Source organism: Allokutzneria oryzae (assembly GCF_042429765.1).
In the GTDB taxonomy this organism is placed as follows: domain Bacteria; phylum Actinomycetota; class Actinomycetes; order Mycobacteriales; family Pseudonocardiaceae; genus Allokutzneria; species Allokutzneria oryzae.
In genome coordinates, this window is sequence record NZ_JBHLZU010000014.1 from 330,121 (window position 1) to 343,878 (window position 13,758).

12 protein-coding genes are annotated in these 13,758 nt (G+C 71.7%); 7 read left to right on the forward strand and 5 right to left on the reverse strand.

Features of this window, described 5'->3' with window-relative positions:
• Positions 1-53: 53 nt before the first annotated feature.
• Positions 54-2,798 carry a helix-turn-helix transcriptional regulator gene (locus tag ACFFQA_RS17495; protein WP_377853031.1) on the reverse strand — a complete coding sequence of 915 codons (2,745 nt, stop codon included), beginning with the start codon at positions 2,796-2,798 and terminating at the stop codon, positions 54-56.
• 431 nt (positions 2,799-3,229) lie between these two features.
• Here ACFFQA_RS17495 and ACFFQA_RS17500 point away from each other — a divergent pair, with 431 nt between their 5' ends.
• Positions 3,230-4,000 (forward strand): HAD family hydrolase, encoded by a 771-nt coding sequence (locus ACFFQA_RS17500; protein WP_377853033.1) that lies wholly within the window; start codon positions 3,230-3,232, stop codon positions 3,998-4,000.
• A complete protein-coding gene (locus ACFFQA_RS17505; RefSeq protein ID WP_377853035.1) occupies positions 3,997-6,339 on the forward strand; it encodes a glycoside hydrolase family 65 protein in 2,343 nt (780 codons plus the stop codon). Before ACFFQA_RS17500 ends, ACFFQA_RS17505 begins: the two co-directional genes overlap by 4 nt.
• Here ACFFQA_RS17505 and ACFFQA_RS17510 read toward each other — a convergent pair.
• The gene (locus tag ACFFQA_RS17510; RefSeq protein ID WP_377853037.1) at positions 6,325-9,078 is read right to left on the reverse strand and encodes an AfsR/SARP family transcriptional regulator; all 2,754 of its coding nucleotides are present in this window, start codon (positions 9,076-9,078) and stop codon (positions 6,325-6,327) included. The two genes, ACFFQA_RS17505 and ACFFQA_RS17510, sit on opposite strands and share 15 nt — an antisense overlap.
• Positions 9,079-9,310: 232 nt before the next feature.
• Between ACFFQA_RS17510 and ACFFQA_RS17515 the strand changes: the two genes are divergently transcribed.
• Genes ACFFQA_RS17515 through ACFFQA_RS17525 form a run of 4 tightly spaced genes read left to right on the forward strand, consistent with a single transcriptional unit; the run spans position 9,311 to position 10,676 of the window.
• A complete protein-coding gene (locus tag ACFFQA_RS17515; RefSeq protein ID WP_377853038.1) occupies positions 9,311-10,120 on the forward strand; it encodes an MBL fold metallo-hydrolase in 810 nt (269 codons plus the stop codon).
• Positions 10,121-10,159: 39 nt separating this feature from the next.
• Complete coding sequence (locus ACFFQA_RS17520) at positions 10,160-10,363, forward strand: DUF2795 domain-containing protein (RefSeq protein ID WP_377853039.1); 204 nt, start codon at positions 10,160-10,162, stop codon at positions 10,361-10,363.
• A gap of 56 nt (positions 10,364-10,419) precedes the next feature.
• Positions 10,420-10,530 carry a DUF1905 domain-containing protein gene (locus tag ACFFQA_RS38095; protein WP_512699661.1) on the forward strand — a complete coding sequence of 37 codons (111 nt, stop codon included), beginning with the start codon at positions 10,420-10,422 and terminating at the stop codon, positions 10,528-10,530.
• On the forward strand, positions 10,527-10,676 hold the full coding sequence (locus tag ACFFQA_RS17525; RefSeq protein ID WP_377853041.1) for a YdeI/OmpD-associated family protein: 150 nt from the start codon (positions 10,527-10,529) through the stop codon (positions 10,674-10,676). The genes ACFFQA_RS38095 and ACFFQA_RS17525 overlap by 4 nt, the downstream gene beginning before the upstream one ends.
• A gap of 6 nt (positions 10,677-10,682) precedes the next feature.
• On the opposite strand, the gene ACFFQA_RS17530 is transcribed toward ACFFQA_RS17525, so the two are convergent.
• From ACFFQA_RS17530 to ACFFQA_RS17540, 3 genes are all read right to left on the reverse strand, one after another.
• Complete coding sequence (locus tag ACFFQA_RS17530; protein ID WP_377853043.1) at positions 10,683-11,087, reverse strand: MerR family transcriptional regulator; 405 nt, start codon at positions 11,085-11,087, stop codon at positions 10,683-10,685.
• Between the two features lie 62 nt (positions 11,088-11,149).
• Positions 11,150-11,968, reverse strand: a complete 819-nt coding sequence (locus tag ACFFQA_RS17535; protein WP_377853044.1) for a class I SAM-dependent methyltransferase — start codon at positions 11,966-11,968, stop codon at positions 11,150-11,152.
• 84 nt (positions 11,969-12,052) lie between these two features.
• Positions 12,053-12,796 carry an AraC family transcriptional regulator gene (locus tag ACFFQA_RS17540; RefSeq protein ID WP_377853046.1) on the reverse strand — a complete coding sequence of 248 codons (744 nt, stop codon included), beginning with the start codon at positions 12,794-12,796 and terminating at the stop codon, positions 12,053-12,055.
• Between the two features lie 64 nt (positions 12,797-12,860).
• Between ACFFQA_RS17540 and ACFFQA_RS17545 the strand changes: the two genes are divergently transcribed.
• Positions 12,861-13,412, forward strand: a complete 552-nt coding sequence (locus ACFFQA_RS17545; RefSeq protein ID WP_377853048.1) for a TIGR03086 family metal-binding protein — start codon at positions 12,861-12,863, stop codon at positions 13,410-13,412.
• Positions 13,413-13,758: the final 346 nt, after the last annotated feature.

The window sequence follows — 13,758 nt, forward strand, 5'->3', positions numbered from 1 at the left end:
GGCGGGACCGGAAGAATTCCCGTCAATGTGGGGCAAGGGGGTTGACAACGGCCTCAACCGGGGGTCAGCGACCGCTGCCGCACCAGCTCGATCAGCTGCGACCGCTTGCCCACGTCGAGCTTGCGGTAGATCCGGGTGAGGTGCTGCTCCACGGTGCTCACCGACAGGTAGAGCTCCCGCCCGATCTGCCGGTTGGTCAGCCCGTTCGCCGCGAGGGTCGCGACCTTGCGCTCGGCCTCGGAGAGCTCGGCGGCGCACGGCAGGCGTATGTCCACATAGGACGATGTCTCGGCCACGAGCAGGCTGCGGCCCGCCTCCTCGGCGTCGCAGAGCCTGGCGACCTGGATCGCCCTGCGCGCGAGGGCCCGCGAGCGCTTGGAGTCGCCCTGCGCGTAGTGCTCGTTGCTCTGCGCCGCCAGAGCCCTGGTCAGCTCCAGGTGGTGGCCGGACTCCTCCAGCAGCTGCACCGACTCCTTCAGCAGCGCGGTCCGGCCGCGCGTGTCGCTGATGTCGGCGAGCAGCCGCAGGGACACCCCGCGCATCGTCGGCGGCTCGCCGCGCACGGGCTTGCTCTGCACCTCGAACATGGCCTTCGCCTCGGCGGTCCGCCCCAGCGCCAGGTAGGCCTTGCCCGCGTTGATCCGCCACGGGATGAGGGTGGAGACGTCAACGCCCCAGTCCCCCATGAGCTTGCCGCACCGGCGGAAGTCCTCCAGCGCGGCGTGCGGGCGGCCGGTCGCCAGGGCGTAGTGGCCGCGCGCGTCGAGGTAGTGCAGCCAGAACCCGGTGGCCGACACCGGCTCCGGCAGCGGGTTCCGCAGCAGCCGCTCGGCGTCGGCGAACCTGCCCAGCGCGGTGGTCGCCGTGATCAGCGTGCCGAGCGGGTAGGCGACGGCGACGCCCCAGCTGCGCTCGGAGATCACCTCAAGCGCCTCCACCGCGGTGCGTCTGGCCAGTGCCAGGTTCCCCCTGCGCGCCGCGACATCCGCCGCGACACCGAGCACGATCCCGCGCAGCGCGGGCATCCGCCGCGCGAGCGCCTGCTCGGTCAGCTTGGCGCACCACGCCGCCGCCTGGTCGAGGTCGTCGGCGTAGACCAGGGCGAGCAGCGCGGAGAACACGGCCTCGATGGACGGCTCGTCGAACAGGCTGCTCTGCAGCACGTACTCGGCGCTGGAGCGCGCGCGTTCGCCGCCGCCCCTGGTGAGCGAGGCGGCCAGCGCGGTGGCCGCGTGCAGGCCGACATCGCCGACCGGGACCGGGTAGTCGGGTGGGGCGGTGACGGCGAGACCGCGGTGGGAGTGCCGCAGCCACAGCCGCGCCGCGCCGACCACCGAGGCCAGCTCGCCACCCCGTTCGTCCACAATGGACTCCAGGTGCCGCACCAGCTCCAGTGCCTCGGCGAAGCGCGCGTGCCAGGCAAGGCAGCGGAGCACCGCGCCGACCTCGTGGTCGAGCAGGTGGCCCGCGCGCAGGGACTCCTGCAGCGGCCCCAGCAGGCTCTCGGTCGCGGCGGGGTTGGTGCGCCAGCGGACCTTCAGCAGCGTCGTCAGGACCGCGGCGCGCAGCCGCCCGCCGACCTCGGCGTGGAAGGCGCGCTCCAGGCAGCTCGACGCGAGCTCGACCCGGTCCTCCCGCAGCGCGTCCGCCCCGGCGCGCACCAGCACGTCGACCGTCCACTCTTCGGTGGCCTCCCCGGCGAGCAGCAGATGTTCCGCCACCGCAAGGGGTTCCGCCCCGTCCTGGTAGAGCGCGGTCGCGGCGCGCGCGTGCAGGGTCGCGGCGGCGGTCGCGCTCAACGTCTCGCGCACGGCGGTCCGCGCTGCGGGATGCCGGAACCGCCCGTCGGCGTCGACCAGGCCGCTGGCCGCCATCCCGGCGAGCGCCTGCGCCAGGTCCTCCGGGCCGGTGCTGTCGATGATCCGGTGCACCAGCGCCACCGGGTCGGCGGGGTTGAGCACGGCGAGCGCCCTGCCGACCCACAACGCCCGGCAGCCGCCGCGGTAGAGGCAGGCCGCGACGGCCTCCCGGTAGGCCTCGCCCGCGACGACCTCGTCCCGCCCCGGGCCGGTGTCCTCGATGAGCGCGTTGAGCAGCAAGGGATTCCCGCCGCTCGCCCGGCGGTAGTCCGCGACCAGGCCGGGGGACGGCTCCGTGCCGGTGCGGCGGCGGGCCAGCTCGGCGATGCCGGTGTCGGTGAGCATGCCGATCTCGACCCAGTGGCACCTGCGGTGCCGGTTCAGCTGCGCGTGGAAGCTCGCCAGCGGGCCACCGGTGCGGGTGACCACGCCCAGCACCACCAGCATCCGCGTCGAGGCGATCCGGCGCTGGAGGTGGAGCAACGTCTGCAGGGACGCGTCGTCGGCGTGCTGCAGGTCGTCGACGAGCACCAGTGCCCTGCGGTCACCGACGTGGTCGAGCAGCAGCTCGCACACGTCCCCGGCCAGCCCGGGGTCGACCGGAGGCCTGCGGTCGTCGCAGTCCCCGCCGAGCGGGGCGGGTTCGGTGTGCGGCGCGCGCCGCCCGGCGAGCAGCCGCTGGTACCGCGCCGTCAGCCCGGCCGAGCGGACCAGCTGGCCGAGCACGCCCATGGGCAGCGACCGCTCGGCCCACGAGCCGACCGCGCCGAGCACGACGACCCCGGCCCGCTCCGCGTCCGCGCGCAGCCGCCGCAGCACCTCGGTCCTGCCCGAGGTGACCGGTCCGCAGAGGACGGCGACCTCGCCGCCGCCCGTCACGCCCTCGTCGAGCAGCAGCCGAAGAACGGCCAGCTGCCCGTCCCGTTCCACCAGTTCCACCCGCGAATACCTTCCCGCGCCGCCGTTCCCCCAGGAGATAATTCGGCTACCGTGACGGAACGTGAACGTACCAGCGGCCGTATCCCACGAGTCGGCCGGGATCAGGAAATTTGAGCGATACCGCCCCCTTACCCTGTGTCGCATAACCGGCGGTCATCGGAGAATCCTATAACCCGACGTGAGGACGGCGCGCCCGTTCGGGCGGACCCGGTTTTCCACACTTCTCGACCGCATTTCACGATCCGAGTGCACAACCGGAAAACAACACACAGAACCCGGCTGGTAACCGGGCTTTCCCCACGCTTTTCCGGAGGCGGACCCGGTGGGCCTATCCGTTTTCCGCCCGGGTCCGCCGGGTGCGGGCGGCCGGTGCCGCGAACCGGGCGCGGTTACGCTCGGCGGCGCCGGGGCACTCCCAACCCGGACAGAGCATGACGGGACGAGACGGGGCGGGGATGCGGCACACGAACCACTCGATCACCTTGCCCGAGACGATCACCGCGTGCCTCTTCGACATGGACGGCGTCCTGACCAGCACCGCCGAGCTGCACCGCACGGCGTGGAAGCAGGTCTTCGACGAGTTCCTCCGTGCCCGCCGCGGCGCGTCGTTCCGGCCGTTCACCGAGCAGGACTACCTCGACCACGTCGACGGCCGCCCGCGCCGCGACGGGGTCCGGCAGTTCCTCGCCTCGCGCGGGATCACGCTGCCGGAGGGCTCGCCGGAGGACCCGCACGACCTGTCCACGGTGCACGCGGTCGGCAACCGCAAGAACGACCTGCTGGAGAAGCTCATCGAGGAACGGGGCGTCGACCCCTACCCCGGTTCGGTCCGGTTCGTGCGCGCGGCGCACGACGCGGGACTGGCGCTGGGCGTGGTGACGTCCTCGGCCAACGGCAAGCGCGTGCTCGACGCGACCGGCCTCGCGCCGCTGTTCCTGGTGCGGGTGGACGGTGTGGTCATCGACGAGGAGGGGCTGCGCGGCAAACCGGCGCCGGACTCCTTCCTCGCCGCCGCCAAGCGGCTGGGTGTCGAACCGGCGGCGACCGCGGTCTTCGAGGACGCGCTCTCCGGGGTCGAGGCGGGCCGCGCGGGCGCCTTCGGCCACGTGGTCGGCGTCGACCGAGCCGGGAACGGACATGCCCAGGCGCTGCGCGAGCACGGAGCGGACGCCGTCGTGACCGACCTGGGGGAGCTGCTGTGAGCAAGGGTTACCAGACCGAGCCGTGGCAGCTGGCGTGGCGCGGACTCGACCTCGCCGAGCTGGACCGCACCGAGTCGACCTTCGCACTGTCCAACGGGCACATCGGGTTGCGCGGCACCCTGGAGGAGGGCGAGCCGCGCGGGCTGCCCGGCACCTACCTCAACGGCTTCTACGAGGAGCACCCGCTGCCCTACGGCGAAGCCGGCTACGGCTACCCCGAGGCCGGGCAGACCGTGGTCAACGTGACCGACGGCAAGATCATCCGGCTGCTGGTCGAGGACGAGCCGCTGGACATGCGCTACGGCCGCGCCCTCTCCCACGAGCGGGTCCTGGACTTCCGCTCCGGCACGCTGCGCAGGCACACCGAGTGGGAGTCGCCGACCGGGCGGCGGGTCAGCGTGCGCACCGAGCGGCTGGTGTCGTTCACCCAGCGCGCCGTGGCCGCGATCCACTACGAGATCGAGCCCGTCGACGACATCCAGCTCGTCGTGCAGTCGGACCTGCTCGCCAACGAGCCGATCGAGCACCGCTCCGGTGACCCGCGCGTGGCCGCCGCGCTGGACCACCCCCTGGTCGGCGACTTCGCGGTCGCCGAAGGCAGGCGGGCGGTGCTCGCCCACCACACCAGGCACTCCGGGCTGCGCATGGCCGCCGCGATGGACCACGACATCGACGCCCAGGACAACCTGCGCACCGCCATCCACGCCGAGACCGACCTCGCCAGGTTCACCGTGGCGGTCGACGTGCCCGCGGGCGGCAGGCTGCGGCTGACGAAGTACCTCGGCTACGGCTGGTCGGCCAACCGCTCGGTGCCCGCGCTGCGCGCCCAGGTGGAGGCCGCGCTGGAGGGGGCGCTGCAGACCGGCTGGCGGGGCCTGCTCGCCGAGCAGCGGCAGTACCTCGACCACTTCTGGGCGGCCGCCGACGTCGAGGTGGACGGCGACGAGGCGCTCCAGCAGGCGATCCGCTTCGCGCTGTTCCACGTTCTCCAGGCCGGGGCGCGCGGAGAGACCAGGGCCATCCCGGGCAAGGGCCTCACCGGGCCGGGCTACGACGGCCACGCCTTCTGGGACACCGAGATCTTCGTGCTGCCGCTGCTGACCTACACCGTCCCCGAGGCCGCGCGCGACGCGCTGCGCTGGCGGCACTCCACCATCGACAAGGCGCGGGAACGGGCGACGCAGCTCGGCCAGCGCGGCGCGGCCTTCCCGTGGCGTTCGATCAACGGGGCCGAGTGCTCGGCGTACTGGCCGGCGGGCACGGCCGCCTTCCACGTCTCCGGCGGCGTCGCCTACGCCACCGCTCAGTACGTCGCGGCCACCGGCGACACCACCTTCGAACGCGACTGCGGCACGGAGATCCTGGTCGAGACGGCACGGTTGTGGATGGCGCTCGGCCACAACGACCCGCACGACGGGTTCCGCATCGACGGCGTCACCGGACCCGACGAGTACACCGCCGTGGTGGACAACAACCTCTACACCAACCTGATCGCGCAGAAGAACCTGCGTGAGGCGGCCGCGGCGTGCGAGCGCCACCCCGACCTCGCGCAGCACCTCGCGGTCTCCGGGGACGAGCTCGCGGCGTGGACGGAGGCGGCCGACCGGATGGCGATCCCGTTCGACGCCAAGCTCAACGTGCACCAGCAGTGCGAGGGCTTCACCTCGCACGCCGAGTGGGACTTCGCGAACACACCGCAGGACCGGTACCCGCTGCTGCTGAACTACCCGTACTTCGACCTGTACCGCAAGCAGGTGACCAAGCAGGCCGACCTGGTGCTGGCGATGCACCTGCGCGGCGACGTGTTCAGCGAGGCGGCGAAGGCCCGCAACTTCGACTACTACGAGGCGCGGACCGTGCGGGACTCGTCGTTGTCCGCGAGCACCCAGGCCGTGCTGGCAGCCGAGCTCGGGCATCTCGACCTCGCCTACGACTACCTCGCCGAAGCCGCGTTCACCGACCTCAACGACCTGCACGACAACGCCCGCAACGGGTTGCACATGGCCTCGCTCGCCGGGGCGTGGTCCGCGGTGGTCGCCGGGTTCGGCGGGATGCGCGACCACGACGGGAAGCTGACATTCGCACCGAGGACTCCCCCGGCGCTGACCAGCTTCTCCTTCCGGATGCGCCTGCGGGACACCAGCTTCCAGGTCTTCGTCGACCGCACCAGCGCCACCTACCGGATCATCTCCGGCGGGCCGCTGCACACCGCGCACCACGGCGAGCCGATCGTCGTGGAGCCGGGGACCGACGTGACCCTGCCGATCCCGGCCGCTCCGTACCACCCGGCGCCACACCAGCCGGAGGGACGTCAGCCCAAGCGGCTACGCGAGTCCTGACCCCGCGAGGAGCTCGCGGACCCGGTCGGCGTCGTCGGGCCTGCCCTGCGCGCGGAAGGAGTCCCGCGCGAGCTGCCACGCCTCGCGCGCGTCGTCGTCGTGCCCGGCAGCGAGCTGCGCTTTGCCAAGGCGCTCAAGGATCTCCGGCTCGTAGTAGGTGTTGCCGATCTCGCGGAACAGCTTCACCGAGTGCGCGAAACAGTCGATCGCCTCGGCCATGTCGCCGAGGTCGTAGGCGACGAGGCCGAGGCTGTCGAGCGTCCCGGCCTGGCCGTCGCGGTGGTCGATCTCGCGGTAGATCGCCAGCGCGCGTTCGAGGTACGGCCGGGCCTGCTCGTTGTTGCCGAGCCGCGCGTGGAACCAGCCGCACGCGCTGTTCCCCTGTGCTGTCCACACTGGACGGTCGAGCGTCCCGTAGACCTCCAGCGCGCGCAGGGCGTGTTCCAGTGCCCGCTGGTCATCGCCGTGCCGCTCCCAGGCCGCTGCCAGGCTGTAGTTGATGTGCCCCTGCGAGGGGACCTCGCCGAGCTCCTCCGCGACGGAGAGCGCGCGGCGCAGCTGGTCCATGGCCTTGGTGTGTTCGCCGATCCTGGCGTAGGCGTCGGCCAGCCCCCGTTCCGCTTGGAGGCGGCGCTTGGTGCCGTCGAGGTGCTCGCACGCCTTGGCGGCGGCCTCCCAGAACTCGACCCTGGCGTGCCGAAGTCCCTTGCGGAACTGGTAGGTCTCCGTCGCCCGCGCCATCCGCCAGGCGTACAGGTGCCAGTCCCGGGCCGCGACGAAGCGCTGCACCTCGTACAGGCACGCGTACTCGGCGTCGAACCACGCCAGTGCTTGGGAGTCGTCGGTGAGCGGCTGCGTGCGCACACCCTCGATCGGCTCGCCGAAGTCGGTCTCCCGCTTCTGCGGGTACAACAAGGTCTCGGCGATGTTGGCGGTGTGGACGTAGAAGTCGGCCAACCTCAGCAGCGGCTCCTCGGCCGTCCCTTGTGCGCGTTCGGCCGCGTAGAGCCGGACCAGGTCGTGCATCCGGTAGCGGCCCGGTGCCGGTTGCGAGACGAGGTGTGCGCTTTCCAGCTCGCGCAGCAGAACACCCGCTCTGCCGAAGGAATGCCCGGTGAGCGCGGCGACGGCGTACTGGTTGATGTCCGGTCCCGGCGCGAGCCCGAGCAACCCGAACAGCTCCTCCGCGTCCGCGCTCAGCGCGCGCACCGACCACGAGAACACCGAGCGCAGCCCGAAGATCCCGTCTCCGGTGTCCAGCCCGTCGAGTCGTTCGGAGTGGTCGCGCAGCTCGGCGGCGAGCACGGCCAACGGGAAGTCCGGATGCGTGGCGGCTCTCGCGGCGACGATGCCCAGTGCGAGGGGAAGCCCACCGCAGACGGACAGGAGCTCGGCCACCGCGGCCCGCTCGGCGGTGACGCGCTCCGCACCGAGGTGGCCGGACAGCAGCTGCCACGCCTCGTCGTCGGAGAGCAGGCCGAGGTCCACCGTCCGCGCGCCGTGCGCCGTCGTGAGTCCGGCCAGGGTGCGGCGGCTGGTCACCAGCACGGTGCACGTCGGGGTGCCCGGCAACAGCGGCTCGACCTGCGCGGTGTCGGCAGCGTTGTCCAGCACCACCAGCATCCGCCGACCGGCGATCAGGCTTCGGTACAGGCCGAAGCGCGCGTCGGGCTCCACCGGCACCGAACCCGGTTCGACCCCGAGCGCGTCGAGGAACCCCCGTGCCACCACGTCCGGGGCGACCGGCACCCCCGACGGGTCGAAGCCCCTCAGGTTCACGTACAGCTGGCCGTCCGGGAACCGGTCCAGGTTCCGGTGCGCCCAGTGCAGCGCGAGCCAGGTCTTGCCAACACCACCGGATCCGCTGACCGCCGACACCACCACGGTGCCGGTCGCGTCCACGCATCCGTCCAGCAGGTCGAGCTCCGTGACCCGCCCGGCGAACAGCCTCGGCGCGGCGGGCAGCTGGCGCGGCACGACGGCGGCCACGTCTGTCCTTTGCGGACTGTCCAGGTCGAGCGCGGTGTCGGAGCTGAGGATCTGCTGGTGCAGCCGCCGCAGTGGCGCTGTCGGATCGGAACCCAGCTCCTCGGCCAGCCGTGCCCTGATCGCGCCGTAGTGCTCCAACGCGTCGGCGGGACGGCCGTTCCGGTAGAGCGCCACCATGTACTGCGCCGCCAGCCGCTCGTCCAGCGGGTGCTCCGCGGTCCGCTCGGCCAGCCGCGGGATCAGCTCGCCGTGACGGCCGGTGCGCAGCAGCACGTCGTGCTGGTCCAACTCCGCGGCCATCCGCTCGGCGGCCAACCGGCCGCGGAGGGTGGCCAACCACGGCACGTCCAGCCCGTCGAAGGGCTCACCGCGCCACAACCGCAGGGCCTGCTCGTAGAGCTCCGCCGCCTCCTCGTCGGGCCGCGACCGCGCGGCATCCACCAACGTGCGGAACCGCAGCAGGTCGATCGCGTCGTCCTCGACGGAGAGCACGTATCCCTCGGTGCGGCGTTCGAACACGCCAGGCAGCACGGATCGCAGGCGGGAGAGGTAGCTGCGCAGAACGGGATGCGCGCGCTGCGGCTGCCGCTCGCCCCACACGCGCTCGGCGAGCGTGTCCAGCGAGACGACGTGATTCGCTTCCGCGACAAGCACCGCGAGCACGCAGCGCTGTCGTGCGTGACCGAGGTCGATCTCCGCTCCGGCGTGCTCCGCCCGCATCGGGCCGAGCACGCCGAGAAACACGTCCATGCCGCCCCCACTCGCCGTGTGGCGGACAGCCTAGTGGGAGTGGGGAGCCTGCCTGCCGACGTGCCCGCGCCGGCAGGCAGGCTGGCTCGTGGGAACCGACTTTCCCCCACCACCGCTGCGCGGACGATGTGCGCACGTGCAACACACAGGTCAGAACACGTCCGCAACCCCCTTGGCGCGGCGTATGTTTCGGCACAGCACAGTCCGCACGCAGCGTCCAGGAAGGGCCTCGATGACCGCCGACACACTGCCGATCTGTCTCACCTGCGGCACGCAGTACGCCGCACCGCGCCCGGATTGCCCGATCTGCGAGGACGAGCGCCAGTACGTCCCGCCGACCGGACAGGCGTGGACCGACCTCGCGACGCTGCGCGCGGGCGAGCACCGCGGCGTCGTGCGCGAGCAGGGCCCCGGGTTGGTCGGCGTCGGCTGCGAACCGCGTTTCGCCATCGGTCAGCGCGCGCTGCTGGTGCGGGCGAAGTCCGGGAACTTCCTGTGGGACTGCGCGGCCTACCTCGACGACGCGCTGGTCGCGCGGATCCGCGAGCTCGGTGGCATCACCGGGATCGCCATCAGTCACCCGCACTACTACACGACGATGGTGGACTGGGCGCATACCTTCGACGTCCCGATCCACCTGCACGAGAACGACCAGCAGTGGATCGGCAGGCCAGACCCCTCCGTGCGGCTGTGGAGCGGAACGACCAACCGGCTCGCCGAGGACCTGACGCTGATCAACCTCGGTGTGCACTTCGCTGGCGGCACCGTGCTGCACTGGCGCGACGGAGCGGACGGAGCGGGCGCCCTGCTCTCCGGTGACATCGTGCAGGTGATCCCGGACCGGAACTTCGTGGGGTTCATGTACTCGTACCCGAACCTGATCCCGGAGCGCCCGAGCGTCGTGCGCCGCGCGGCGGAGATGCTGTCGGACTACCGGTTCGAGACGATCCACGGCGCGTGGTGGGACTCGGTGGTACCGGCGGACGGGCAGGACGTCGTGCAGCGCTCGGCCAAGCGGTACCTGGAGCACGTCCGCGACTGAGCCCGGAGTTTCCCGCCCGTTCGCGGGTATCTCCCCGGTATGACTGTGAACCCCATCCAGGTACAGAAGTTCCTCAGCGGGATCGGCTACCCGGCGAAGAAGGACGACATCGTCCGGCACGCCGAGCAGCAGGGCGCAGACGGGAAGGTGCTCTCGACGCTGCGCGCCCTGTCGAGGAACGACTTCAACTCCCCCAACGACGTCAGCGAGGCCATCGGCGACTACAACCGCCGTTCGCGGTGAAGGCCGCGATCACCGGGCCGTCCCGTTTCGCGCGGCGCTGGGGCACACTCGGCGGCATGAGCTTCCGCACGACGGTGGAGGCGGGCGGCAAGACCGCGACGGGTTTCGAGGTGCCGGAGGAGGTCGTGACCGCGCTCGGCACCGGCAGGCGCCCGCCGGTGCGGTGAAGGCCGCGCCCGACGCGGAGCGGGCCTTCACCGCGTTGTCCTACAGCAACAAGCGGCAGCACGTGCTCGCGATCGAGGGCGCCAAGGCCGCAGCGACCAGGCAGCGCCGGATCGACAAGGCCATCGCCGTGCTCAGCCAGGGCTAGCGCCGGTCACGGAGTGCGCACGGTCGACGTGGGCTTGACCCCGAGCAGCTCGGCGTAGATCTGGATCTTCTTCTCGATCGCGGCGAGGTGGGCGCGCTGCTCGGCGAGCGAGGCCACGATCTTGTCGCGGTGGTCCTCCAGCAGGCCGAGGCGGGCCCGCTCGTTGCCCGCGCCCGCGCGCACCAGGTCGGCGTACTTCCTGATCTCGCCGATCGGCATGCCGGTGTTGCGCAGCCGCAGGATGAACTCGATCGCGCCGAGGTCCTGCGGCCCGTAGCGGCGGCGGCCGGACGGGCCGCGCTCGACGTGGTCGAGCAGCCCGGCGCGTTCGTAGTAGCGCAGCGTGTGCGTGCTGACCCCGGCCGCCGCGGCGGCCTCGCTGACCGTCAACGCGCGGTGCGAATCACCCATACCCGAATCCTCACTCTTGGAGTGCGCTCCAAGTCAACCCGAGCGAGGCGCGGGCGGCATCATCAGAACCGGAACCGCATGATCTTGCCGATGTCCCGCATGCCGGGGATCCAGGCGAGGACCTTCATCCCGACCCTGCCCGCCGTCGGCAGCTTCTCCAGGCCGGGCATGTCCACGCTGCGCAGCGCGTCCACACACCGCAGTCCCTGGTGCAGGCCCTCGATCTCGCGCGGGTCGTCGATGCCCCAGTGCAGCGTGGCGTTGGCGTTGCGCACGGCGGGCACCAGCTTCTGCATCTTGACGCCCAAGGAGCCGTAGCAGTCGAAGAGCAGCTCGCCGCCGGAGAACCGCCCGGTGATCCGCCGGATGAGGCGTTTGCCGTCCTCCTCGCGCAGGTACATGGTCAGGCCCTCGAACACCGCGACCACGGGGCGGTCGGCGGGCACCTGCTCCAGCCACGCGTCGTCGGTGACCGATGAGCTGATCATCCGGTAGTCGCCGGGCGGCGTGGGCAGCAGCCGTTCCCGCAACGCGACCACGTCGGGGAAGTCCACGTCGAACCAGCGCACCGACGCGGGCGGGGCCAGCCGCTGCACCCGGGTGTCCAGGCCGCACGCGAGGTGCAGCACGGTGCACTCGGGGTGTACGCCCAGGAACTCCTTCGTCCAGTCGTCCAACGTCTTCGCCCGCAGCGCGACCCCGGCGGCGGAGGTGCCCTTGATCCCGGTCTTGCGGAAGTCGTAGTCGATCCGCCGAACCGCCTCGGCCGCGGCGACGTCACCGAGGATGGAGTTCGGCTCCCCGCTGTCCAGTGCGCGGCCGTAGAGCGTGGCCAGCATCGTCTCCTGCGCACCGGTGAGGGTGATCTTCTCGCGGTCCATGCCGCCAAGCTACGCCGGTTTCACAACTATCTGAAGTAACGAAAAGGGATGGAAACTCACACCGCGCGCGGGCCGGGAGACCGGTCAGTAGCGCTCCGCGTAGTGCGTGGGCGGCTCGCCGAACATGGCCCGGAAGTCCCGGACGAAGTGCGCCTGGTCGGAGTAGCCGAGGTCGGCGGCCAGCGCGGCCAAGTCGATCCGCGCGCCCCGCGCCAGCCGCTCGGTCACCTCGTGCAGCCGGTACCGGCGGATGACCCACTTCGGACCGATGCCGACGTGCTCGGCGAACAGCCGCTGGAGTCCCCGCGCACTGGTGCCGAGGTCGCGGGCGAGCGCGTCCACCCTGGTGACCTCCGGATTGGCGATGATCTTCGCGACGACGTCGGCGGCCAGCTCGGCCCTGGGGTCGGGCGCGGGCAGCCGCGCGCGCAGGAACTCCTCAACGCGCTCCACGCTGAGCTCTTCGGGCAGCGTCCCGGGGAAGACCTCGCTCGCGTTGATCGAGCGGTCGGTGATCGTGGAGACCGACGCCCCGAGGAACGGCCGGAAACACCCCGGCCGGAAAGCCACCCCGAAGACCCCGGCGCGTCCCTCCAGCACCTTGACCTGGTGCCCGCTGGAGACGCCGTGCACGGTCGCGCCGCCGTTCTGGAACGTCAGGTGCACGTTCGGGTACGGCACGACCAGCTGCTGGTACGGCTCGTCGTACTCCCACGACACCACCCAGTACCGGTCCACGTAGGGCGCGAGATCCGCCGACGGGCTGGGAAAGGCGTGCCGCTGGAACTTCGTCCACGCACCACCGAGCCCCCGGCTGTCCCTGGCCACACCGCGAAGCCTACGTCGCGTTTGTTCAAGACACCGGCCCACCAGGACGCTTTCCTAGGACACCATGAACGACCTGATGCCCCGCGCCGCCGCGCTGTTCCTGGAGATCGTCCGCGCCATCAAGCCGGACCAGCTCACCGCGCCGACCCCGTGCGCGGAGTACGACGTGCGCGCCCTGATCGACCACCTGCTCCAATGGGGACCGCCGCTGGAGGGCGCGGGCCGCAAGGAGGCGGTGCCGCCCGCGGAGGGCGTCGACGACTGGGCTCCCGCGCTCGAAGCCCAGGTCCAGCGCACACTGGCGGCGTGGAACTCCCCGGCCGCGTGGGAGGGCATGACAACCATGGGTGGCGCGTTCGAGCTGCCCGCGCCGCTGGTCGGCGGCATGGTCATCGGCGAGTTCGTGCTGCACGGCTGGGACCTGGCACGCGCGATGGGTCAGCGGCCGGAGTGGGACGCCGACCTGGTCGAGTACCTGTACGGCGAGGTAGCCCGCAGCGCCGAGCAGGGCCGCGAGATGGGCGTGTACGGCGAGGAGGTCGCGGTGCCCGCCAATGCGTCCACTGTGGACAAGATGCTGGCGCTGTCCGGCCGTTCCCCGTCCTGGCCGGACTAACCCCCGCAAGCCGTCCCGCCACCCCGAAGTAGCGCCGCCCCCATACCCCCCGCACCCCAATACCCCCCCGCACCCCAATACCCCTCGCCCCCGCACCCCCACGCCCCCGCGCCCCCATACCCCCCGCACCCCCCCCCATACCCCCGTGCACGCGTGGGCTAACTGGCGAGGTCGGGGTTTTCGCGTTTTGTCACCTTGATGCGCAAAAGAGCGCTCTCATTTCGCATTAAGCCTACAAAACGCGAAATGAGGGTGCGCGCGGGTGAGGGTGCGCGCGGGTGAGGGCGCGCGTGGCCTGGCTGGCGTGGTCACTGAGGGCGCCAAGGGGGGAGGGCGCTAGGGGGTG

Excerpts from the sequence above, each read along its gene's own strand:
- ACFFQA_RS38095 (WP_512699661.1), top strand. The coding sequence starts at position 10,420 with ATGAGCTTCCGCACGACGGTGGAGGCGGGCGGCAAGACCGCGACGGGT.
- ACFFQA_RS17515 (WP_377853038.1), top strand. The coding sequence starts at position 9,311 with ATGACCGCCGACACACTGCCGATCTGTCTCACCTGCGGCACGCAGTAC.
- ACFFQA_RS17530 (WP_377853043.1), bottom strand. The coding sequence starts at position 11,087 with ATGGGTGATTCGCACCGCGCGTTGACGGTCAGCGAGGCCGCCGCGGCG.
- ACFFQA_RS17520 (WP_377853039.1), top strand. The coding sequence starts at position 10,160 with ATGACTGTGAACCCCATCCAGGTACAGAAGTTCCTCAGCGGGATCGGC.
- ACFFQA_RS17510 (WP_377853037.1), bottom strand. The coding sequence starts at position 9,078 with ATGGACGTGTTTCTCGGCGTGCTCGGCCCGATGCGGGCGGAGCACGCC.
- ACFFQA_RS17545 (WP_377853048.1), top strand. The coding sequence starts at position 12,861 with ATGAACGACCTGATGCCCCGCGCCGCCGCGCTGTTCCTGGAGATCGTC.
- ACFFQA_RS17535 (WP_377853044.1), bottom strand. The coding sequence starts at position 11,968 with ATGGACCGCGAGAAGATCACCCTCACCGGTGCGCAGGAGACGATGCTG.
- ACFFQA_RS17500 (WP_377853033.1), top strand. The coding sequence starts at position 3,230 with ATGACGGGACGAGACGGGGCGGGGATGCGGCACACGAACCACTCGATC.